The organism is Streptomyces sp. NPDC058284 (assembly GCF_042881135.1).
In the GTDB taxonomy this organism is placed as follows: domain Bacteria; phylum Actinomycetota; class Actinomycetes; order Streptomycetales; family Streptomycetaceae; genus Streptomyces.
The window spans coordinates 1-20,330 of sequence record NZ_JBHVYE010000042.1; the positions used below are offsets into that span (position 1 = coordinate 1).

The 20,330-nt window shown below is 73.7% G+C and carries 18 protein-coding genes; 4 read left to right on the top strand and 14 right to left on the bottom strand.

The features are described 5' to 3' along the window. Positions 1-171 precede the first annotated feature (171 nt). Both modA and ACFVYR_RS35290 read left to right on the top strand, forming a co-directional pair. Positions 172-969 carry a molybdate ABC transporter substrate-binding protein gene (modA, locus tag ACFVYR_RS35285; protein WP_384255333.1) on the top strand — a complete coding sequence of 266 codons (798 nt, stop codon included), beginning with the start codon at positions 172-174 and terminating at the stop codon, positions 967-969. A 14-nt stretch (positions 970-983) separates the two neighbouring features. Next, a complete protein-coding gene (locus tag ACFVYR_RS35290; RefSeq protein ID WP_384255335.1) occupies positions 984-2,924 on the top strand; it encodes an ABC transporter permease in 1,941 nt (646 codons plus the stop codon). Between the two features lie 89 nt (positions 2,925-3,013). Here the strand turns inward: ACFVYR_RS35290 and ACFVYR_RS35295 are convergent, their stop codons facing one another. The 4 genes from ACFVYR_RS35295 to ACFVYR_RS35310 all read right to left on the bottom strand — a co-directional run bounded on the left by ACFVYR_RS35295 (position 3,014) and on the right by ACFVYR_RS35310 (position 7,323). Continuing rightward, positions 3,014-4,702 (bottom strand): GAF domain-containing protein, encoded by a 1,689-nt coding sequence (locus ACFVYR_RS35295; protein WP_384255396.1) that lies wholly within the window; start codon positions 4,700-4,702, stop codon positions 3,014-3,016. A 48-nt stretch (positions 4,703-4,750) separates the two neighbouring features. Next, positions 4,751-5,788 carry a rod shape-determining protein gene (locus tag ACFVYR_RS35300; RefSeq protein ID WP_384255337.1) on the bottom strand — a complete coding sequence of 346 codons (1,038 nt, stop codon included), beginning with the start codon at positions 5,786-5,788 and terminating at the stop codon, positions 4,751-4,753. 688 nt (positions 5,789-6,476) lie between these two features. Next, entirely contained in the window at positions 6,477-6,833 is a 357-nt protein-coding gene (locus tag ACFVYR_RS35305; RefSeq protein WP_384255340.1) for a trypsin-like serine protease, read from the bottom strand. Positions 6,834-6,861: 28 nt separating this feature from the next. Further along, the gene (locus ACFVYR_RS35310; protein ID WP_384255342.1) at positions 6,862-7,323 is read right to left on the bottom strand and encodes a CU044_2847 family protein; all 462 of its coding nucleotides are present in this window, start codon (positions 7,321-7,323) and stop codon (positions 6,862-6,864) included. A gap of 248 nt (positions 7,324-7,571) precedes the next feature. Between ACFVYR_RS35310 and ACFVYR_RS35315 the strand changes: the two genes are divergently transcribed. Then, positions 7,572-11,240 carry a S8 family serine peptidase gene (locus ACFVYR_RS35315; RefSeq protein ID WP_384255345.1) on the top strand — a complete coding sequence of 1,223 codons (3,669 nt, stop codon included), beginning with the start codon at positions 7,572-7,574 and terminating at the stop codon, positions 11,238-11,240. 71 nt (positions 11,241-11,311) lie between these two features. Here the strand turns inward: ACFVYR_RS35315 and ACFVYR_RS35320 are convergent, their stop codons facing one another. The 5 genes from ACFVYR_RS35320 to ACFVYR_RS35340 form a co-directional block, all read right to left on the bottom strand. Further along, positions 11,312-12,787 (bottom strand): acyl-CoA synthetase, encoded by a 1,476-nt coding sequence (locus ACFVYR_RS35320; protein WP_384255347.1) that lies wholly within the window; start codon positions 12,785-12,787, stop codon positions 11,312-11,314. Positions 12,788-12,919: 132 nt separating this feature from the next. Further along, positions 12,920-13,042: a hypothetical protein gene (locus ACFVYR_RS35325; RefSeq protein WP_384255350.1), complete on the bottom strand. Its 123-nt coding sequence runs from the start codon at positions 13,040-13,042 to the stop codon at positions 12,920-12,922. A 179-nt stretch (positions 13,043-13,221) separates the two neighbouring features. Continuing rightward, a complete protein-coding gene (locus ACFVYR_RS35330) occupies positions 13,222-14,328 on the bottom strand; it encodes a YeiH family protein (protein WP_384255352.1) in 1,107 nt (368 codons plus the stop codon). Beyond that, the gene (locus tag ACFVYR_RS35335) at positions 14,328-14,897 is read right to left on the bottom strand and encodes a cysteine dioxygenase (protein WP_384255355.1); all 570 of its coding nucleotides are present in this window, start codon (positions 14,895-14,897) and stop codon (positions 14,328-14,330) included. Before ACFVYR_RS35335 ends, ACFVYR_RS35330 begins: the two co-directional genes overlap by 1 nt. A gap of 107 nt (positions 14,898-15,004) precedes the next feature. Beyond that, the gene (locus tag ACFVYR_RS35340) at positions 15,005-15,910 is read right to left on the bottom strand and encodes a LysR family transcriptional regulator (protein WP_384255357.1); all 906 of its coding nucleotides are present in this window, start codon (positions 15,908-15,910) and stop codon (positions 15,005-15,007) included. A 185-nt stretch (positions 15,911-16,095) separates the two neighbouring features. On the opposite strand from ACFVYR_RS35340, the gene ACFVYR_RS35345 reads away from it, so the two are divergent. After that, entirely contained in the window at positions 16,096-16,971 is an 876-nt protein-coding gene (locus ACFVYR_RS35345) for a RimK family alpha-L-glutamate ligase (RefSeq protein WP_384255359.1), read from the top strand. 10 nt (positions 16,972-16,981) lie between these two features. Here ACFVYR_RS35345 and ACFVYR_RS35350 read toward each other — a convergent pair whose 3' ends face one another. Genes ACFVYR_RS35350 through ACFVYR_RS35370 form a run of 5 tightly spaced genes read right to left on the bottom strand, consistent with a single transcriptional unit; the run spans position 16,982 to position 20,320 of the window. Further along, the gene (locus tag ACFVYR_RS35350) at positions 16,982-17,593 is read right to left on the bottom strand and encodes a hypothetical protein (protein ID WP_384255362.1); all 612 of its coding nucleotides are present in this window, start codon (positions 17,591-17,593) and stop codon (positions 16,982-16,984) included. Then, entirely contained in the window at positions 17,574-18,383 is an 810-nt protein-coding gene (locus ACFVYR_RS35355) for an FkbM family methyltransferase (RefSeq protein WP_384255365.1), read from the bottom strand. The genes ACFVYR_RS35350 and ACFVYR_RS35355 overlap by 20 nt, the downstream gene beginning before the upstream one ends. Positions 18,384-18,411: 28 nt before the next feature. Beyond that, on the bottom strand, positions 18,412-18,639 hold the full coding sequence (locus ACFVYR_RS35360; RefSeq protein ID WP_384255366.1) for a Trm112 family protein: 228 nt from the start codon (positions 18,637-18,639) through the stop codon (positions 18,412-18,414). Beyond that, positions 18,636-19,544, bottom strand: coding sequence for a hypothetical protein (locus ACFVYR_RS35365; protein WP_384255368.1), 909 nt, complete (start codon positions 19,542-19,544; stop codon positions 18,636-18,638). Before ACFVYR_RS35365 ends, ACFVYR_RS35360 begins: the two co-directional genes overlap by 4 nt. Before the next feature lie 17 nt (positions 19,545-19,561). Continuing rightward, a complete protein-coding gene (locus ACFVYR_RS35370; protein ID WP_384255399.1) occupies positions 19,562-20,320 on the bottom strand; it encodes a class I SAM-dependent methyltransferase in 759 nt (252 codons plus the stop codon). Positions 20,321-20,330: the final 10 nt, after the last annotated feature.

Here is a 20,330-nt window from a genome sequence, read left to right on the forward strand (position 1 = left end):
AAGTCCTTGTAGCGGAGCTACTAGGGCTTTTCGGCAACGCGGCGAGCGTGCGTGCCAGGCGGCGACCACCCGGCCGGGGATATGACACAGGCTCTGAGCAAAGGCTCGGTTCGTTGCGGGTCCCTTCCGCCTTCTCCGTTCGCCGCTCACCATTTCGCCAGGAGCTCTGCCATGTCCCCGAAGTTCCCCGCCCGCACCGTCCGCCGTACCGCCGCCGCCGTCGTGACCGCCGCGCTGCTCGTTCCGCTCGCCGCCTGTGGGAGCGATGACGACAGCGGGAGCGAGAAGAAGGGCGGGGGCAAGGACGTGAAGCTCACCGTTCTTGCCGCCTCGTCGCTCACCGATGTCTTCGCCGCCGCCGAGAAGGCGTACGAGAAGGCGCACCCGGGCACGGACATCACGGTCTCCGCGGCCGGTTCGCAGGAGCTCGCCGCGCAGGTCAAGCAGGGGGCGCCCGCCGACGTCCTCGTCACCGCCGACACCAAGACCATGGAGGGGCTCACGGGTGAGACCGGCGCCCCTACCGTCATCGCCAAGAACCGCCTCGTCATCGCCACCCGCGAAGGCAACCCGGACAAGGTGAAGGGGCTGAAGGATCTGGGCGACAGCAAGCTGAAGGTCGTCCTCGCCGACGACACCGTGCCCGTCGGCCGCTACAGCAAGCAGGTCCTGGACAAGCAGGGCGTCAAGGTGAAGCCGGTCTCCAAGGAGGCCAACGTCCGCTCCGTGCTCAGCAAGGTGGAGCTCGGTGAGGCCGACGCCGGCATCGTCTACCGTACGGACGCCGCCACCGCGACCGACAAGGTCGACGCCGTCGAGATCCCCGACGCGCAGAACGCCGTCGCCTCCTACCCGGCCGCCACCCTCAAGGGCTCGAAGAACGGTGACGCCGCCGCCGCGTTCGTCAAGTGGCTCAGCACGCCTCAGGCGCAGAAGCTCCTGCGCGACGCGGGTTTCCAGAAGCCGTAGCCTGCACATTCACCATGAACCGCCGCCGCCCTCGCACGCGTCCCCGCGCGCCGCTGACGCTCGCCGTTCCCGCCCTGCTCGCCGTCGCGTTCCTGCTGATGCCGCTCGTCGGCATCCTCGCCAGGACCGAGTGGGGCGACCTCGGCACGCATCTGAGCACCCCCGGCGTCACCCAGGCCCTCAAGCTGTCCCTGCTCGTGTCCTTCTGGGCGCTCGGGCTCTCGCTGGTGCTCGGGGTGCCACTGGCCTGGCTCCTCGCCCGGGTCGAGTTCCGCGGGAAGGCGCTCGTACGGTCCCTCGTTCTGCTGCCGATGGTGCTGCCGCCCACCGTCGGCGGCGTCGCGCTCCTCCTCGGGTTCGGGCGGCGCGGCCTTCTCGGGCCCTGGCTGGAGGACACCTTCGGGATCGTGCTGCCCTTCCACACGTCGGGCGCGGTCGTCGCGGCGACGTTCGTGGCCATGCCGTTCCTCGTCATCAGTCTCGAGGGCGCCCTCGGCGGGCTGCGGCCCGGCTTCGAGGAGACGGCGGCCTCGCTCGGGGCCTCCCCGGTACGGGTGTTCCTCACCGTCACCCTGCCGATGGTCGCCCCCGGGCTCGTCGCGGGCGCCGCGCTGACCTGGGCGCGGGCCCTCGGCGAGTTCGGCGCCACGATCACCTTCGCGGGCAACCTGCCCGGCACCACCCAGACCCTGCCGCTCCAGGTGTACCTGCTGCTCCAGGACTCGCCGGAGGCCGCGACCTCGCTGTCGCTGCTGCTGCTCGCCATCGCGATGGCCGTACTGGCCGGGCTGCGGGGGCGGTGGACGACGGGGGCCCCCTCCGTACGCGTACGGGAGCGGCCCGCCGACTCCGAGGAGGGGGACGACCCTCTGGCGACGCCCCCCGCGCCGCTCGTCAAAACCCCGGCCCCGCAGGAGCGCTGGGCCCTGCACGCCGACGTGACCGGGCACAACGAGCTCACCCTGGACGCCGAGCCCGGCACCACCATCGCCGTCGTCGGGCCCAACGGCGCGGGCAAGACCACGCTGCTGCGCGCCCTGCTCGGTCTGACCCCGCGCGCCCACGCCCGCCTGCGGCTCGGTGAGCGCGACGTCACCGCGCTGCCGCCGCACCGCCGCGGCGTCGCCTGGGTCCCCCAGGAAGGCGCGCTCTTCCCCCACTTGAACGCCCTCGGCAACACCGCCTACGGGCTGCGCGCGCAGGGCGTCCGGCGCGCCGAGGCCCGCCGCGACGCGCAGGACTGGCTCGACCGGCTCGGCGTCGGCCATCTCGCGCACCGCAGGCCCGCCCAGCTGTCCGGCGGGCAGGCCCAACGGGTCGCGCTGGCCCGAGCGTTGGCGGCGCGGCCCCGGCTGCTGCTCCTCGACGAACCGCTCGCCGCCCTCGACCAGACCACCCGCGCCCACGTCCGCCACACGTTGCGCCGCCACCTCGACGGGTTCGGCGGGGTGTGCCTCATCGTCACGCACGACCCCGTCGAGGCGGTGTCGCTGGCCGACCGGGTCCTCGTACTCGACGAAGGCCGTACGTTGCAGGACGCGCCGCCCGCCGACGTCACCCGGCACCCGCGCTCGCCCTGGGTGGCCCGCATGCTCGGCCGCAACGCCTGGCCCGGCACCGCGGACACCGACGGGTCGCTCGTCCTCGCCGGGGACGGCCGCCTGGTCGTCGCCGACCCGCCGACGGCGGGGGCGCGGGCGCTCGCGGTCATCGCCCCGGAGGCGGTGTCGGTGCACCGCGAGAGGCCGCAGGGCAGCCCGCGCAACGTATGGCCGGGGCGGGTACGCGAGATCACCACCGCCGGGAGCCGGCTGCGCGTCCTGATCGCGTCGGACGAGGCGCCCGACCTGGTCGCCGAGATCACTCCGCAGGCCGCGCTGGAACTGGGGCTCGTGGACGGGGCGGAGGTGTGGACGAGCGTGAAGGCTACGGAGGTTTCGGTGGTGGCGTTGTGAGGCTGGTGCCGGGCGGGGTCGGTGCTGGTGTGCTGCTGGTGTTGGCCTCGGCCTTGGGGGTCGGGGTGGTTGGCGGTCTGTGGGGGGGATTACAGCGGTGCCTGCCAAGTCACCGTCGTGCCCGCCTCCGTACCGTTCGCGCCGCCCGTATCCCCCGTGTCCCCGTCGTCGTACACCGTCAGGCGTACTCCCTCCCGGTGGTCGGGCAGGGTCGCCCTCGCGTCGATGACCACGTCGACCCGTGTGACGCCCGTGCGGCGTGACGTGGCGGCCAGCGCGCGGCGCAGGGCCGCGAGCAGGTGGCTGGCGGTCGGGTCCGTGACCCGGTTGTCGACCGCACCGGCGAAGTGCACCGACGGCTGGATGCCGAGGACCGCGGCGGCGCCCGCCGTCTCGCGCAGGACCTTCCCGCGGAAGGTGGCCGGGGCGTCGGCGGGCGGCTGCTGGAGCGCGAAGATGGCCGTGCGCACCTCCTGGATGGTGGACTCCAGCTCGTCGACGGCGAGATCGAGCGTGGACTCGACCTTCGTCGACCGGGCCCTGCGGCGGGTCGCGTCCAGCATCATGCCGGTGGCGAAGAGGCGCTGGACGACGAGGTCGTGCAGGTCACGGGCGATGCGGTCGCGGTCCTCGAAGACCGCGAGGCGTTGCCTGCTCTGCTGGGCGTCGGCCAGTACGAGGGCCAGTGCGGCCTGCGAGGCGAACTGCGTGGCGAGCAGGCGTTCGGCCGCGGTGTAGGCGGGCGCGCCGCGTCGGCGGGGCAGGGCGAGCGTGCCGATGAGCCGGCCGCCGGCCTGCAACGGCAGCATCATGCTGGGGCCGAAGCGGAGGCGTACGTGCGTCGTCATGCGGGGATCGGTCGCCGAGTCCTCGATGAAGACGGGCTCCCCACCGAGCAACTGCTCGAGCACCGCGCTGCCGGGTTCGATGGTGGTGCCGATGAGGTCGTTGTGGCTCGGGGGGTAGGGGTGTGAGTTCGGTTGCAATTGTGGTTTCGGCTTCGGCTTCGGCTTCGGTTGTGGGTTCGGGGCACTAGTGCTCCCCTGACGCGACACGGGGGCGGTCGGGCGCGGGCCGGAGCCGGAGCCGGGACCGGGGCCGGGGCCCGTGTCGGATGACGTCCCGCGGGGCCGGGCGTCGGCCGTCTTGCCCCAGCCGTGCGGCGCACCGTCCGTGGCCGCCGCCACGATCCGCATGCCCCCCGTCTCCGTCGGCTGCAGGATCACGCCCGCCGCCGCGCCCGCGAGGATCCTCGCCCGGTCCGCGACCGTCATCAGCGCGTCGGCCGCCGCCTCGCCGGTGAGCAGGGCCGTGGTGACCGCCGCCGCGCCCTCGATCCAGCGCTCCCGCTGCCGGGCCGCCTCGAAGAGCCGGGCGTTGCCGATCGCGATGCCCGCCTGGCTCGCCAGGACCCGCAGGAGCTGCCGGTCCTCCTCCGTGAAGGGGCCGCCGCGCTCCTTGCGCGCCAGCAGGAGCGTGCCGAACGGCTCGTCGTGAACGTATACCGGTACGTCGATGACCGTGCCGTCGGCGGTCGGCCGCACGGTCGGCACCCCCTCGGGGAAGCGTCCGGGGCCGCCCGCCACGTAGAGCTCGGCCGGACCCTCGCGACCGGCGGCGTCGACGCCGAGCGTGCCGAGCCCCGCCCCGGTCAGCCTCGCCGCGCTGTCCACGATGTGCTGGAGCGTGGCACGGAGTTCGAGGTCCGTGCCGACGCTGAGGACCGCTTCGAGGATCGGCTGCAGCGAGGGCGGTGCCGCGTCCGCTCCTTCGGGCATCTCGGTCACGTACTGCGCGCTCCGTGGTCGGTGGGGGCGGCGGCCCGGTCAGCCGGAGAGCGGAGCCAGGGACAGCGGTTGGATCTTGCCCTCCAGCATCGCACCGAGTCCCATCACGGCACACACATCGGGTCGCTCCGCGATGTGTACGGGCATTCCGGTGGCGGTCCGCAGCAGCTGGTCGAGGCCGGGGAGCAGCGCGCTGCCGCCGACCATCATGATGCCGCGGTCCGCGAGGTCGGCCACCAGATCCGGCGGGCAGTCGCGCAGCACCTTGCCGATGCCGTCGAGGACGGCGGTGAGCGGGGTGTGGATGGCGTCGCGGACCGCGGCCGTCTCCACGCGGACGGAACGGGCCGCGCCCGTCGCGACGTCCCTGCCGTGGATCTCCGTCGACTCCGGGCCCTGCGGCGTGAGGCCGTTGCCGTGCAGGGCGAGCTGGAGAGGGCGTACGGACTGGGCAGGCAGCATCAACTCGTGGTGGTGGCGCAGGTGTTGCACGACCGCGTTGTCGATCGCCTCGCCGCCCACCGGGATGCGCTCGGCGGTCACGATCGCGCCGAGGGAGAGGACCGCGACCTGCGTGGTCGCGGCGCCGCAGACGAGGATCATCGTCGCTTCGGGACGTTCCACGGGCAGGCCGCAGCCGACCGCCGCCGCGATGAGCGTGTCGACCAGTTCCACGCGGCGCGCGCCGAGCCCGACCATGGTCTCGACGGCGGCGCGCTGGGCGAGCGGATCCGCGTCGTGCGGGGTGCAGACGGCGGCGCGCAGCCGGGGCTTGCGGCGCAGGGTGCGGCGCAGCTTCTCGCTGATCAGGTTGCGCAGCATGCGCTGCGCCATGTCGATGTCGACGACGGTGCCGCCGGAGACGGGACGGGCCACCCGGATGTAGGCGGGCGTACGTCCCGTCATCTCCTCGGCGAACCGGCCGACCGCGATGAGCGCGCCCGTGCGGGTGTTGACGGCGGCGGCGCTCGGCTCGTCGACGACGAGGCCCACCCCCTTGACGAACACCCGGGTCCGCGAGGCTCCCAGGTCTACGGCGATATGGCAGCGGCGCAACTGCTCCAGACTGACGGTCATGGCAGATCCTCCCGAGAGCGCAGACCGTGCGGACCACCGGGCAGCGGTCCTCTCTCGCATCGTGCGGCGGGCGCGGGCGGCACGCGCGCTGGACTGAGCCGGGCGGGGTGCCGCCGCACGGGTGATGTTTCGCGGCGGGCGGCGCCGGTGGAGACCGCGCCCAGCCGTCCCCCGTCCCTCGTCCCCAGTCCCTCGTCCCCCGGGGGTCGGCGGTCTCACATGTCGTGGAGCGCGCCGACCACGTCCGACAGCAGTCGGCGGGTGAACCGGGCCCCCGCGTCGAGCAGACGCCGACGGGCCCGGCTGTCCGCGGCGATCCCGATGAACGGGATGCCCAGCCGCGGCGATCCCGATGAACGGGATGCCCAGGCTCCGCGCGGCGTAGGGCCGTACGCGGTTGCCGCCCGCGCCGCTGTGGTCGATCTCCACGAGGATCGGCGACCAGGCAGGTGGCGACCCACCGGGGACCGCGGACGGCGCGGGTGTCAGGGGTGCCGCGGACGTGCGGGGACCGCGGACGCTTCGAGCGGCAGGCGCAGGCGGTCCGCCAGCCGGCTCACCGCGTCCGGACCGTCGACCTCGGAGAGCACGTACCAGGCCGCCGACCGGAGCGGGGCGAAGCCCCCCCGGCGGCACCGGCGGACCGAGCGGGCCCACCGCGTCGCGGTACAGCCGTTCCGGGTGGCGGTCAACTGGGCCGCGTGGCCCGGTATTCGGCGAACGTGCCCTCCTCGTACCCCTTCGGGAGCCCGTAGACGAGCAGCCGGGGCCGTGGATGGCCGTACGCGTCCTCGGGCGTGGCGAAGGCGGCCGGGGTGACGTGGACGGGGCACTCCAGTTCGAGGACGGCGAGGTCGCCGGGGTCGTCCTCCCCGCCGTTCCAGCCGCCGTGCGCGCTCACGACGGCCGCGACCGCGCCGAGCGGCCTGTGGTGCGGGAAGCGGACGGTGACCTCGCGGGCCCCGCTGGCGCGGACGACGTGTGCGCAGGTCAGCAGGTGGCGCTCGGAGACCAGGGAGCCCGCGCCCGTCTCGCGTGGCCGCACTGGATCCGGGCGTGCCAGGACATGCTGCTCATGGCGCGCCGGTCGGCTCCGGTGACTGCCCTGTCCCCCTTGACTGCCCTGTCTGCGCCGACTGCCCCGACGGGCCTGCCTGACCTGCCGACGCGGCGGTCCCGGCAGCGGTCCCGGCGGTGGCCCACTCCTCAGCCCGCGGGGGCGCGTCCGGTGTCCAGGTGAGGCGGACCACGAGGTGGCCCTCGGCCTGGCCCTTCACGATCACGGCGCCTGCCTCCGCCGACATCCGTACCCCGAACTCGATCTCGACCGAGTCGGGCCGGAGGCTGCCGTCGCGGAACACCCGCAGCGCGGACGCCGCGGCGGCCCGCGCGCCGTCGAGCGACGCCTCGAACGTGCGGGCCGCCAAGGCGGGTTCGTCGCCGCGGGAGACGAGGCGGGAGCCGGAGCCGTCGTCCACGTCGGCGACGACGACCCGCGCGCCGTCCTCGGTCGTGAACTCCACCAACCCGTCCATGCGACGCCCCCGTTGAGCTGTGTCGATGCCCCACATCTGCCAACGGCATTGTTGCGGAGCCCGCTGGTGGCTGTCAGCCACACCGGCGCACCGAGGGCCTCGGGGCCGCGAACCCGCGCCGCCGGCGGGTAGGTGCCCTGGCGGATTCCCGCCACGTCCCGCCAACTCCCGTACGCCACAAGGGCCCCGACACTCTTCGCAGTGCCCGGCACCACCCCCGCCCGGGTCCGACGAAGAGAGGCAGCCCCATGACCAGAGCCCCCGTGCGGCGAAGAGCCCCGCTCGTGGCCGCCGCCGGTCTCGTGTTCGCCCTGCTTCCCGCGGGGCAGCAAGCCACCGCCGAAGGGCCGGCGGGCGGCGGCACCCCGGCGCCCACCACCCGTATCGCGCGCTCCGCCCACACCGTCACCCTGATCACCGGCGACCGGGTCACCGTCACCCGGCTCCCGGGCGGGCGGCGGACCGTCACCGTCGACCGGCCCGCCGGGGCGAGCGGGGCGGTGCGCAGCCTGATCTCGGACGGGCACGTCACCGTCGTACCGGACGAGGCGCGGCCATATCTGCGCTCCGGCGTCCTCGACCAGCGGCTGTTCGACGTGACCGAGCTGATCCGGCTGGGCCGGGCGGGCGCCCCGCTGCCCCTCATCGTCACGTACGACAACGGCACGGCCCGCGGCCCACGCGCCCAACTGCCGCGCGGGGTCGAGAAGGTGCGGTCCCTGCCGAGCGTCGACGGCGTTGCCGTCAGGGCCGATGAGCCGGGCGCGCTGTGGCGGTCCGTGCGCGGTGGGGCGGCGGGCATCGCCAAGGTGTGGCTGGACGGGCGCGTCGAGGCCGACATGGCGCGGAGCAACGAGCAGATCGGCACCCCGAAGGCCTGGGCGGCCGGGCTCACGGGCAAGGGCGTGAAGGTCGCCGTCCTCGACACCGGGGTCGACGCCGGGCACCCGGACCTCAAGGGGCGCGTCGACGAGAGCAGGAGCTTCGTTCCGGGCGAGGAGGTGGCCGACCGCAACGGCCACGGCACCCACGTCGCCTCCACCGTCGGCGGCAGCGGGGCGGGCTCCGAGGGCGCGAAGGAGAAGGGCGTCGCGCCGGGCGCCTCGCTCGCCGTCGGCAAGGTGCTCGGCGACGACGGTTCCGGCAGCGAGTCCGAGATCATCGCCGGTATGGAGTGGGCCGCGAAGGACGTCGGCGCCAAGGTCGTGTCCATGAGCCTCGGCTCGCAGGAGGCCAGTGACGGGACCGACCCGATGGCCGTCGCCGTCAACTCCCTCTCCAAGGAGACCGGCGCCCTCTTCGTCATCGCCGCGGGGAACACGGGCGCGCCCTCGTCCATCGGCTCGCCCGGTGCCGCCGACGCCGCGCTGACCGTCGGCGCCGTCGACTCCCGCGACGAGGCCGCGTACTTCACGGGACAGGGACCGCGCGCCGGTGACCACGCGCTCAAGCCCGACCTGTCGGCGCCCGGCGTGGACATCCTCGCGGCCCGTTCCCAACTTGCGGGCGGCACCGGCCTCTACACCGGGATGAGCGGTACGTCGATGGCGACGCCGCACGTCGCGGGCGCCGCCGCCCTGCTCGCCGAGCGGCACCCCGACTGGACGGGCGCCCGGCTCAAGGACGCCCTGATGTCCAGCGCGAAACAACTCGGCGCGCCCGCCTATGTGCTGGGGGCCGGACGGGTCAGCGTGCCCGACGCCGTCGACGCGAAGGTCACCGCGACCGGCAGCGTCGACCTCGGCTTCCACGGCTGGCCGTACGACACCGACAAGCCGGTCGCCAAGACCCTCACGTACGCCAACGGCTCTGACGAACCGGTCGCGTTGAGCCTGGACGCGCGAGGTGCCGCCGACGGAGTCGTCACCCTCGCCGACTCCACCCTCACCGTCCCGGCGCACGGCACCGCGTCGACCACCGTCACCGGGGACGCGGCCGAGGCGCCCGTCGGGAACACCAGCGGCGCCGTCGTCGCGAGCAGCGGCGGCAAGGAGGTCGCCCACACGGCGTTCGGCCTGGTCAAGGAGGAGGAGCGGTACACGCTCACCGTCCGCGTCAAGGACCGCGACGGCGCCGCGACACCCGCCGACCTCGTGGTGCAGCGCCTCGCCGAGGGGACCGAGCCGTTCCCGGCCGCTGTCGGCGACTCCGGCACCCTGGAACTGCGCCTGGAACCGGGCACGTACGCCCTCTCGACCTTTCTCGACGTGCGCGGGGCCGGCGGCGAGGACTCCCTCGGGCTCGGCTTCCTCGCCGACCCGCAGATCACCCTCGACCGGGACCGCGAGATCACCCTCGACGGGCGGAAGCTGCGCGAGATCAGGGCGGCCGTGGACCGGCGCACCGAGACCCGGCAGCTCCTGATGGAGTACGACCGGACGGCAGGCGGCGCCGACCTGGTGGGCGCCGTCCAGGTGCCGGTGAAGTACGACAGCGTCTTCGCCGCGCCCACCCGGAAGGTCACCGAGGGCAGCTTCGAGTACCGGACCGTCTGGCGCCTCGGCAAGCCCCTTGTGGACGTGCGGGGCATCGGCGAGGCCGTCGCGCAGCCCGGCGGCACGATCGCCGAGGGGCGCAGCCGCTGGTCCCTGGTGGACGCGGGCGACGGCGCGCCGGCCGCGTACGAGGGGAAGGACGTCCGGGGCAGGGCCGTCGTGGTGCGCCGCACCGGCGAGCTCTCCCCGGCGCGGCTCGGGCAGGCCGCGCAGGACGCGGGCGCGAAGGCGCTGTTCGTGACGGATGACCGGCCGGGGCGCCTCAACGCCTGGTTCGGCACCGACGACAACGGCGATCGGCCGTTGCAGATCGCCACGGTCGACGCGGCGGACGGGGCCAGGCTCGTCGCGGCGGCGAAGGCGGGCAGGAGGATCGAGAACACCGGCACCGTCAACACCCCTTATGTGTATGACCTTTCCGAGGGCCACAAGGGCGCCGTGCCCGAGGACCTCACGTACGAGCCGGAGAAGAGTGAGCTGGCCGTCCTCGGCACCGCCTACCACGCGGTGAAGCCCGCGACGGGCGGTGAGTTCCGCTACTCGATCACCGACACCTTCCCCGTCGGCCTCGGCTTCCAGGAGAAGATCGACTACCCGGCCGAGCGGACGGAGTACGTCTCGGCCGGGCGCGGCCAGCTGTGGCACGAGTCCGTGACCACCGGTCCCGGCGCGCTGGAGGAGCGCGGCGGCCTCGTCGCCTACCGGGGCGGCGGGCACACCGAGCTGGACTGGTTCAAGCCGGTCCTGCACCCCTGGCTCGGCACCGGCCTCGGCTGGGGCCAGCAGCGCAGGGGCAACGACCTGGAGTTCGACGTGCCCGGCTGGGGCGACTCGGGCCCCGACCACACCGGCTTCGGCGACGTCTGGAACGAGGACTCGATGACGCAGGTCAGCGAGGTCTTCGTGGACGGGGTGAGCGCCGACCGGAGCATGGGTCCGGCCGTGTACGTGTGGGACGCGGACCCTGCCGAGCACACCTACAAGGTCGTGACCGATACGACGCTCGACCCGGAGCGGTGGCGGCTCGGGACGAAGGGCCACGCCGAGTGGACCTTCAGGTCGAAGGAGACACCGGCGGACAGGAAGACCTTCCTGCCGCTCCTCAACCTCGGCTTCGACGTGGCCACGGACCTCTCGGGCGAGGTGCGGGGCGGTCGTACCGTGCCGGTCGGGATCTTCGCCGAGTACGTGAAGGGGGCGCGGGACACCGGGAGGATCGGGGGCGGCGAGCTGTCCGTCTCGTACGACGAGGGCAGGACGTGGCGGGACGTCGCGCTGGAGCGGGAGGGTGGGAAGGCTTCCTGGGAGGCGCGGTTGAGGGTGCCGGACAGCGCGGAGTCCGTGTCGCTGCGGGCCTCGGCGCGCGATGACCGGGGCGGGGCCGTCTCGCAGGAGATCGTGCGGGCGGTGGGGGTGCGGTAGCCCCGGTGCCCTGCTCGGGGCGGAGCTCGGCGTAACCCACCGACGCGAGGCTCCGCCCCGGATCCCGCTCCTCAGCCGCCGGAGGGGCCCACTGGCCGCAGCGCCCTCTTCATGATCTTGCCCATGTCGTTGCGGGGCAGCGCCTCCAGGTACCGCACGACCCGTGGCCGCTTGTGCGGGGCCAGTCGCGCGGCCACGTGATCGGCCAACGCATCGGCCGACGGCGGGGCTTGGGCGTCGGCCGGGACGATCCACGCCACGATCCGCTCCCCGAGGTCGGGGTCCGGCTCACCGGTGACCGCGGCCTCCCGCACCCCCTCGTGTTCGAGCAGCGCGTTCTCGATCTCGCCCGCGCCGATCTTGTAGCCGCCGCTCTTGATGAGGTCGGTGGCCTTGCGGCCGACGATGCGCACATATCCGTCGGTGTCCCGCACCGCCATGTCGCCGGTGCGGAACCAGCCGCCGGGCGCGAAGGCCTCGGCGGTCGCGTCCGGGCGGTTCAGGTACTCCGTGAAGAGATTCGGGCCGCGCACCTGGATCTCGCCGACCGCTTCGGGGCCGCCGTCCGCCGCGAGCTCCTCGCCCTTCTCGTCGACCAGCCGCAGGCCGACCCCCGGCAGCGGCACGCCGACCGTGCCCGCGCGCGGCTCGCCGTCGGCCCGCACACTCGTGTTCATCAGGGTCTCCGTCATGCCGTACCGCTCGATGACGCGCCGGCCCGTGGCCGCCGCGATGCGCTCGTGGTCGTGGACCGGGAGCGCCGCCGAGCCGGAGACCAGGAGCCGCGCCCCGGCCAGCGCCTTCGCCAGCTCGGGTGCGCCGGGGAGGGCCTCGGCGATCCGGTGGTACATCGTCGGCACCCCGAACAGCATGGTCGCCCCGGTGCCGAGAGCCCGCGCCACGCCCTCGGTGGTGAACCGCCCGAGGTGCCGTACGGAGCCGCCGCGCCGCAGCGGGCCGAGCGTGCCGAGGATCAGGCCGTGCACGTGGAAGAGCGGCAGGCCGTGCACGAGGACGTCGTCGGCGGTCCACTGCCAGGCGTCCTCCAGGGCGTCCAGCGTGGCGGCGATCGCGCGGCGCGGCAGGACGGCGCCCTTGGGCGGGCCCGTGGTGCCGGAGGTGTAGACGATCAGGGCGGGGGACTCTGGGGCGGGTTCGGCGGGCAGGTCTGCCGGTGGGGGCCCGCCGTCCTGGCGTATGTCGATGTCGTGCCGGGCCAAGTCGGCGAGGGCGGGCGGCAGTTCGGCGTCCGGCTCGGCCAGTACCAGCGAGGGTGCGCTGTCGCGGAGGATGTGGGTGAGTTCGGAGTCGCCCGACTTCGGGTTCAGCGGCACGGCCGGTACCCCGGCGAGCAGCGCGGCGACCACGCCCACGGCCGTCTCCATGGACGGCGTCGCCCAGACGGCGACCCGGTGGGCGCCCGAGGCGCGCAGTCGTAGCGCCAGTGAGCCAGTCGTTGAGGCAAGGTCGGGATAGGTCAGTGAGCGTTCGCCGAAGCGGAGGGCCTCGCCGCGCGCGGCGTTCAGGGCCGGGAAGAGGGGGTCCACGTCTCGTACTCCTCATCGTCGTCTCTGCACCGGAGCGTAGATCGCGACACGATCGGCCCGCATCCGTACACGGCGACGCCGCCTCCCGTGGGACGGGGGAGGCGGCGCCGCCGCGTACGGATGCGGGTGACGTCAGACCAGCCAGCCGAGGAAGTGGGCGAGACCGGCGACGACGTCGGTGATGAGGTTCATGGTGGTGCTTCTCCTTGTGGGACTCATCGGAAGGTCGGACCCGTGGGACCGGGCCCAACTCACCGGCCCTGTATGGGACATGGGCCGGGGTGCGGTCACGGTCTGCAGCCCGTCGCTCGCGCACCGTAAGCATCGTCAACCGCAGGGGCCCCGCGCAATTCCTGGCGCGACGATCACCTGTTCCAGGGAACAACTGCCCAGTCGTTCGCTTCCGTTGTTCGCATGCGCGTCGGTCGGTTCGGTCAGTACGTCAGCAGTACGCCCGCGTACGACACCCCCGCGATCACGACCCACGAGAAGAGCCCGAGCGCCGCCACCCGGCCGCCGGTACGGGTCAGGGACGGCAGGTCGACCGCGCTGCCGAGGCCGAACAGGGCGGCGGCCAGGAGGAGTTCCTGCGCCGTCTGCGCCGTTTCGATCGCCGCGCCCGGCAGCCACCCGGTGGTGCGCAGGGCAACCATGACGAGGAACCCGGCGACGAAGAGCGGCACGAGCGGCGGCCGCTTGGTGCCCGCGGTCCCCTCCGCGGCCCCGCCCGCGGTCCCTTCCACAGCCCCGCGCCCCTGCCGCCGCGCCCGCACCGAGAGGGCCAGCGCCGCGACGAGCGGGGCGAGCAGGGCGACCCGCATCAGCTTGACCAGGACCGCGTCGCCGAGCGCCCCAGCACCGGCCGTCTGTGCGGTCGCCACGACCTGCCCGACATCGTGCACGCTCGCCCCGACCCAGCGCCCGAACTCCGCGTCGCTGAGCCCGAGGGGGTGCTGGAGCAGCGGTAGTACGGCGATGGCGAGGGTGCCGCACAGGGTCACAAGGGCCACCGACGTGGCCGTGTCCCGCTCGTCGCTCTCGGAGACCTCGCTGACCGCGCCGATCGCGGACGCGCCGCAGATCGAGTAGCCGGTGGCGATCAGCAGCGGCTGGTCGCCGCGCAGCCCCATGCGGCGGCCCAGCCACCAGGTGCCGGAGAAGGTGACGGCGACCACGCAGAGCACCATCGCGACCGAAGCCCAGCCGAGGCCGAGCACGTCGTCCAGGCTCAGCTTCAGGCCGAGCAGCACGATGCCGACGCGCATCAGCCGCTTCCCGGCGAACGTGAGGCCCGCCTTGCCGGGACCGCGGACGAACGTGTGCGCGGCGCCCGGCAGATGGGCCGCCGCGATGCCGAGGACCACCGCCGCGGTGAGCATCGGCACCCCGGGCACGAGCCGGTGCACGCCCCAGGCGACGCCGACGCCGAGCACGGCGAGCGCCAGGCCCGGCAGCTTCCCGGGAGCGCGGACGGCGGGTGGGGCGCCGGGTGCGGCGGCGGGTGTCGTACGGGAGGCGGGGCGCTCCCCGAGCAGCGCCATTACCGGTCGGCCGGGAGCTCGTACACCCGGCGGACACTGCTGCCGAGGCGGGCGATGTCCGCGCCGTAGACGTGGATCGATATCGCGCGCGTACCGCAGGCGTTCCACACCCGGTGGATGTCGCCGGGCGGCGCGAAGCCGCAGACCGAACCGCGCGGGTTGACGACGTCCTCGGTGGCGACGAGCCGGGCGGTGCCACCGGCCCCGGCGGCGGGCACCAGACGGTAGCGGCGCTCCTGCTCCTCGCCCTCGTGCACGCCGGTCACGCACCACGACACGTGGTCGTGGACCGAGGTCCGCTGCCCCGGCAGCCACACCAGCGCCACCAGCGAGAAGCTGCCGTCCTGCTCGGCGTGCAGGACGTGCTGGCGGTACCGCTCGGGGTCACCCTCGCGCTGCTCCTCGGTGAGCAGGTCGGCGGCGCCGAGGTGCGGGGCGAGCCGCTCGCCCACGAGGTACGCGGTCAGGTCGGGAGGCAGGCCGCGCCCCACGGCCTCGCGCACGTCGGCGACGAGGGTGTCGAGGCGCTCTGTGGTCCGGGCGGGCCGGTACGCGATCGGAGTGCTCATACCGGCAGCGTCGCGCCGCCCGATCCATCACGTCCAACGACAGTCTTTTGGCAACCCCCCAACTTGCGCTTATGGATACGAGGGGGCGCGGGGGCGCAGGGAGGTGCTCAGCAGCCGACGCGGTTGGCGGCGACCGTCTTCAGTTCGTCGAGGACCAGGGCGGTGGCCGGGATCCGCAGATGGTCCTTGAGGACGTACGCCGACACCTGGCGCCGCGACGCGGGGTCCAGGGCGCGGCCCGTCACCTTGCCGTGGCAGAGGAAGTTCAGGACGAGCCCCGGCATCATCGCGATGCCGAGCCCCTCCGCGACCAGGCTCTGCACCACCAGGTTGTCGTCGGTGGTGAAGGCGATGTCGGGGGCGAAGCCCAGCTCGGCGCACTCGTGCAGGAAGTTGGCGCGGCAGCGCGGGCAGCCGGCGATCCACCGCTCCTCCGCGAGCTCGGCGAGCTTGACCGAACGCTGGCGCGCCATCCGGTGGCCGGCGGGCAGCAGCACGGTCAGCTGGTCCTCCATCAGCGGGATCTCCGCCAGCTCGTCCGGCACCTCGTCGTGCAGGCCGGGATAGGTGAAGGCGAGTGTGATGTCGCACTCGCCGCGCACCACGCGCCGCAGCGATTCGGGCGGCTCCTCCTCCAGGAGCTCCACGCGCACCCCCGGATAGCCCGAGGCCAGCCGGGCCAGGGCCTCCGGGATGAGGGTCGCGTTGGCGCTGGGGAAGGCGCAGACCCGCACCCGGCCCGAGCGCAGCCGCGTGATCGCGGTCATCTGCTGCTGGGCGGCGGAGATGTCGTCCAGGATGATCCCCGCGTGCCGGGACAGCGCCTCGCCGGCCTCCGTCAGCCGCATCTGGCGGCCGACCCGGGTGAACAGCGGGGTGCCGACGGACCGTTCCAGGGCCTTCATCTGCTGGGTGATCGCCGGTTGCGTATAGCCGAGGGAGCGGGCGGCCGCCGAGTACGACCCGACGCGGACCACCTCGTGGAACGTCTTGATGTGCCGTGAGTCGAACACCGCTGAATCATAAGCAGATGTTGGAGTCCGCGAACAAGAGCGGGTCCCGGCTTTTGCCTCGCGGGCAAGGGCGGCCCGGAGCACACAGACTCTCATCCTCCGAGCATTCTCCGAGCCGCACCGGTCGCGGTTGCTAGCCTGCGCGTTCGATCGGTGTATGTGGTGTACGCGAAGGAGAACTCCCCATGGCAAGCCCCCGTATCGCGCTGGTCACCCGCAGGCCGCAGCCGGAGTACGACACCGATCTGCCCGTCCTGGCGAAGGCCCTCGGCGACGCGGGGGCCGAAGTCCGCGTCGTCGGCTGGGACGACCCGGACGTCGACTGGTCCGGCTTCGACCTCGCGGTGATCAGGTCCACCTGGGACTACAGCTGGCGCACCGCCGAGTACGTGGCGTGGGCCGAGCGGTGCGCCCGGCTCACCCGGCTCGCCAACCCCGCGGACGTCGTGCGGTGGAACACCGACAAGCGCTATCTGGGCGAGCTGGCCGAGGCCGGAGTGCCGGTCGTGCCGACGTACTACCGCGCGCCCGGCCAGGGAGCGGAACTGCCGCACACTGATAGCGAGTTCGTCGTCAAACCGGCCTCCGGGGCCGGTGCCCGGAATGCCGCGCGGTACCGCGCGGACGAGCGGGACGCGGCCCTGGCGCACCTCGCCCACCTGCACGCCGAGGGCTTCACCGCCATGGTCCAGCCCTACCTGGAGCGCATCGACGTCACCGGTGAGCGTGCCCTCGTCTTCTTCGGCGGACAGTTCCTGCACGCCATACAGAAGGGCGCGGTGCTCGCGCCCGGCACGGCGTACGACGACCCCAAGATGCCGCACCCCGACCTGCGGCCCTGGGAGCCCACCGGCGCTGAACTCGACGTGGCAGCGCGGGCGTTGGCGGCCGTTCCTGGATCGCCCGACCTGCTCTACGCGCGCGTGGACCTGGTGGACGGCGCCGACGGCGACCCCCGCGTCATGGAACTCGAACTCGTCGAGCCCAACTTCTTCCTCGGCCTCCACCCCGGCTCACTGCCCCGCGTCACGGAGCTGATCATCGAGGCGGCGAGTGTGTGAAGGCAGGCGCCTACTCCGTCGCACACGCGTCCCGCACCCCAACCCGCTGGAGCAGCCCCCAGGTGAACTCCGCCACGCAGGAGCGCGGTTCACCGTTCGCGTCGGGCGCCTCGAACGCCAGGGCCCACCGCGTCGGCGCGCTTCCCTCCATGGGCCGCGCCGGGGCGAAGGCGCGGGCCGCCTCGTCGACCGTGCACGACCACGGGGCGAGGTCGTCGAGCGTACGGAGTCGCGGCGGCGGGGCTCCGGGAGCGCGCACCAGCCACTCGTTCCACACGGCGCCGTTCGGTGCGCGCAGCACCTCGAAGCGCAGGTCGGGCCAGAGCGGGACCGGCCAGAGCAGCGCCTCGCACTCCAGGTCGCCGATGGTGCGGCGGACCGTCGCCTCGGGTGCGCCGAGCACCGAGCGGTAGCGGGAGGCGGCGCCCCGGGAGCGCGGCGAGCGCGCCATCGCCTGCCAGCGGCGGTTGGCCTCGCGCATCTCGGCGATGGAGACACCCAGCTCGTGGCGGGCGTCCTCCACCAGGTCCGGATTGTGGTCGGCCATCCGGCGCAGCAGGACCAACTGGAAGTCGAGGGCGGTGAACGGGCCACCGGGAGAGCTAGCGGGCATGCACCCCATCGTCGCGCACCGCGAGCGCTCCCGGGCGGTGGCCCTCGGGCAGGAACAGCACCGAGTTCACGTACCGGGGACGTCTCGGCGTGAGCACCCGGCGCAGCAGGCCCTGCGACACGACGTGCGCCGTGCCGGACTGGTGGGTCTCCAGATCGAAGGCGGCCAGCGGCAGCCAGGTGCGCCGGGGCAGGACCCAGCCCCGGTAGCCGTGGTGGCGGGTCAGGAGCTCCACGACCGGGGCGATCGGCTGGATGCGGGACTCCAGCTCGATGAAGAGCGCCGGGCGGTCGCGGTCGATCAGCTCGTGCGCGCCGCGCAGCACCTTCAGCTCGTTGCCGTCCACGTCGATCTTGATGAAGTGGACGTCCCGCAGGCCGAGGCCGTCCAGGGTCAGGCACGGCACGTCGACGGCGGTGGCGTGGATGTCGCGGCGCACGAGCGACGACACGCCCCGCTCGCCCCGGTCCCCGTCCGGCAGCCAGAGCCGGGCCGTGCCCGGATGGTCCGTCGCCGCGGCCCGCACCACCCGTACGTTGCCGGGCGTGCAGGCGGCGAGGACGCGCGCCAGGTGCGGCACCGGCTCGACGGCCACCACGCGCCGCGCGTGCGAGGCGAGCCGGTGCGACCACGGTCCGTACCAGCCGCCGACGTCCACGGCCGTGCCGCAGCCGGGCGGGCAGAGGTCGGCGAGCCGGGCGAGCTCCGGTTCGAAGCGGGGGTAGACGAGCCGGGCCAGGGCGGCGATCAGCCGGTCGGGGACGTAGGGCGCCACGCGGGCGGCGAACGTCATGGGCATCCCTTCGTCGTCGTGGTCAGCCCCGTGGTCACGGGGACATCCGCTTGATCAGCTGCTCGTGCTCGTCCTCGGAGACCTGCTCGCCGGAGGAGGGCAGCAGCTGCGGGATGCCGTCGACGACCGGATAGCGCCGTCGCAGCCGCGGGTTGTACAGCGACTCCTCCGGTATGAGGGGCTCCGCCGGGGACAGCAGGTGCAGCGGGCCCTTGTCCAGCGGGCAGGCGAGGATCTTGAGGAGCGGGTCGTCGGGGTTCATCCGCTGGTCAACTCCTTGGGGGCGGGAGCGGGGTGGGGGGCGGTTCCGTCGTGCTTCGGCATGGCGAGGAGCACGGACACGGCGAGGACCGTGCCCGCGATCCGCAGGGCGAGGCGCACCGGCTCGTGCGGCAGCGCCTCGCCGAAGGCGAGCGTCCCGAGCACGGCCGTGAACAGCGACGTCACCGTCGTGCACACCGGCACGATCAGGGACGCCCGGCAGCGCTGCAGGGCCGCCTGCGACATGATCAGGCCGAACGCGCCGGTGAAGAGCAGCAGGTAGGGGTAGGGCGAACGGAGCAGGTCGCCGAGCGCGCCGCCGATGTCGTCCGTCGTCAGGTAGCTGGAGACGCCCTTGATGGCCAGCGAGCTGACCCCGTAGAGCAGGCCCACCGCGACGCCGTACTCGACGCCCGCCGTCGGCATGCGGTGCCGGTGCCTGGCGCGCCGCTCCGCCGAGCCGTACAGCCAGACGCCGGCCGCGAGCGACGGCAGGCAGACCGTGAGGATCAGCGCCACGGGCGCGCTGCGGCTGACCGCGTCGTTGTCGTCGCTGAGCGACAGGACCACCATGAGCAGGGCGAGCAGGATCCCGCCGACCGCGTACCGCTCGCGCCCCGAGGTCCGCTCGCCGAGCAGGACCGAGGAGAGCAGCAGGAGCAGCACCAGGCCCGATACGAAGATGCCCTGCGCGGCGGCGATCGGCAGCGTGCGGTACACGGCGAGTTGGGCGCCGAAGCCCGCCGCGAGGGAGAGTGAACCGCCGATCCACAGCGGGCTGCCGAGCACCTGCCTCAGGAGCCTAGCGGGGTTGCGGACGCTGACCGCCTGCATGGCCGTCAACGCCTTCTTCTCCAGCACGAATCCGGTGCTGTAGAGCAGGTTCGCGAACAGCGCCGCGGCCACGCCCCACCACACGGGCCTCAGGCCTTTCGGGCGTGCAGCAGGAGGATGGATGCGGCGCCGGGCACGGCGCAGGCCAGCCGGTCCAGGGCGCGCAGCGGGCGCGGCACGCCGTGGAAGGGCGCGCCGGACAGGCGCACCACATCGAACCCGGCGGCCGTGACGAACTCGCGCAGCGCGCGGGCCGTGTACAGCCGCAGGTGCCCCACCACCTCCTTGCCGGGGCGGCCGTGGATGGCGCGCAGGCTCACCTCGGAGAAGACGGGCTGGACACCGGCGAGGAGCAGGCCGCGGTTGTACCAGGCGGCGAGGTTCGGCGTGGAGAGCATCAGGTGCCCGCCCGGCCGGAGGACCCTGCGCAGTTCGTCCAGGGCGCTGTCCGGATCGACGAGGTGCTCGATGACCTCGCTGAACAGCACGGCGTCGGCCGCCCCGTCCGCGAACGGCAGCCCCCCGTCGGAGAGTTCGCCCCGCACCGCGTACGGCAGGCGGGCGTGCGCGCGCCGCAGGGCGTCCTGCGACCAGTCCACGCCGACGACGCGGTGGCCCGCGAGGAGCGGAGCCGCGGTCGCCGCCGCCGTGCCGTCGCCGCAGCCGATGTCGAGGACCGTGGCGGTACGGGTCGTCGCGGGGCCGAGCGCGGCGGCGAGGATACGGGCCTGGCGGAGGCTGCGGGCGTCGCCCGAGGCCACCGGGACGGACGGGTTCTCGTAGAAGTCCCGCAGTCCACGGGGGCGCCCGGGCCCGGCGGTTCCGGTGGGCTCTGAGGTCGTGTTGATCGTGTTGGCC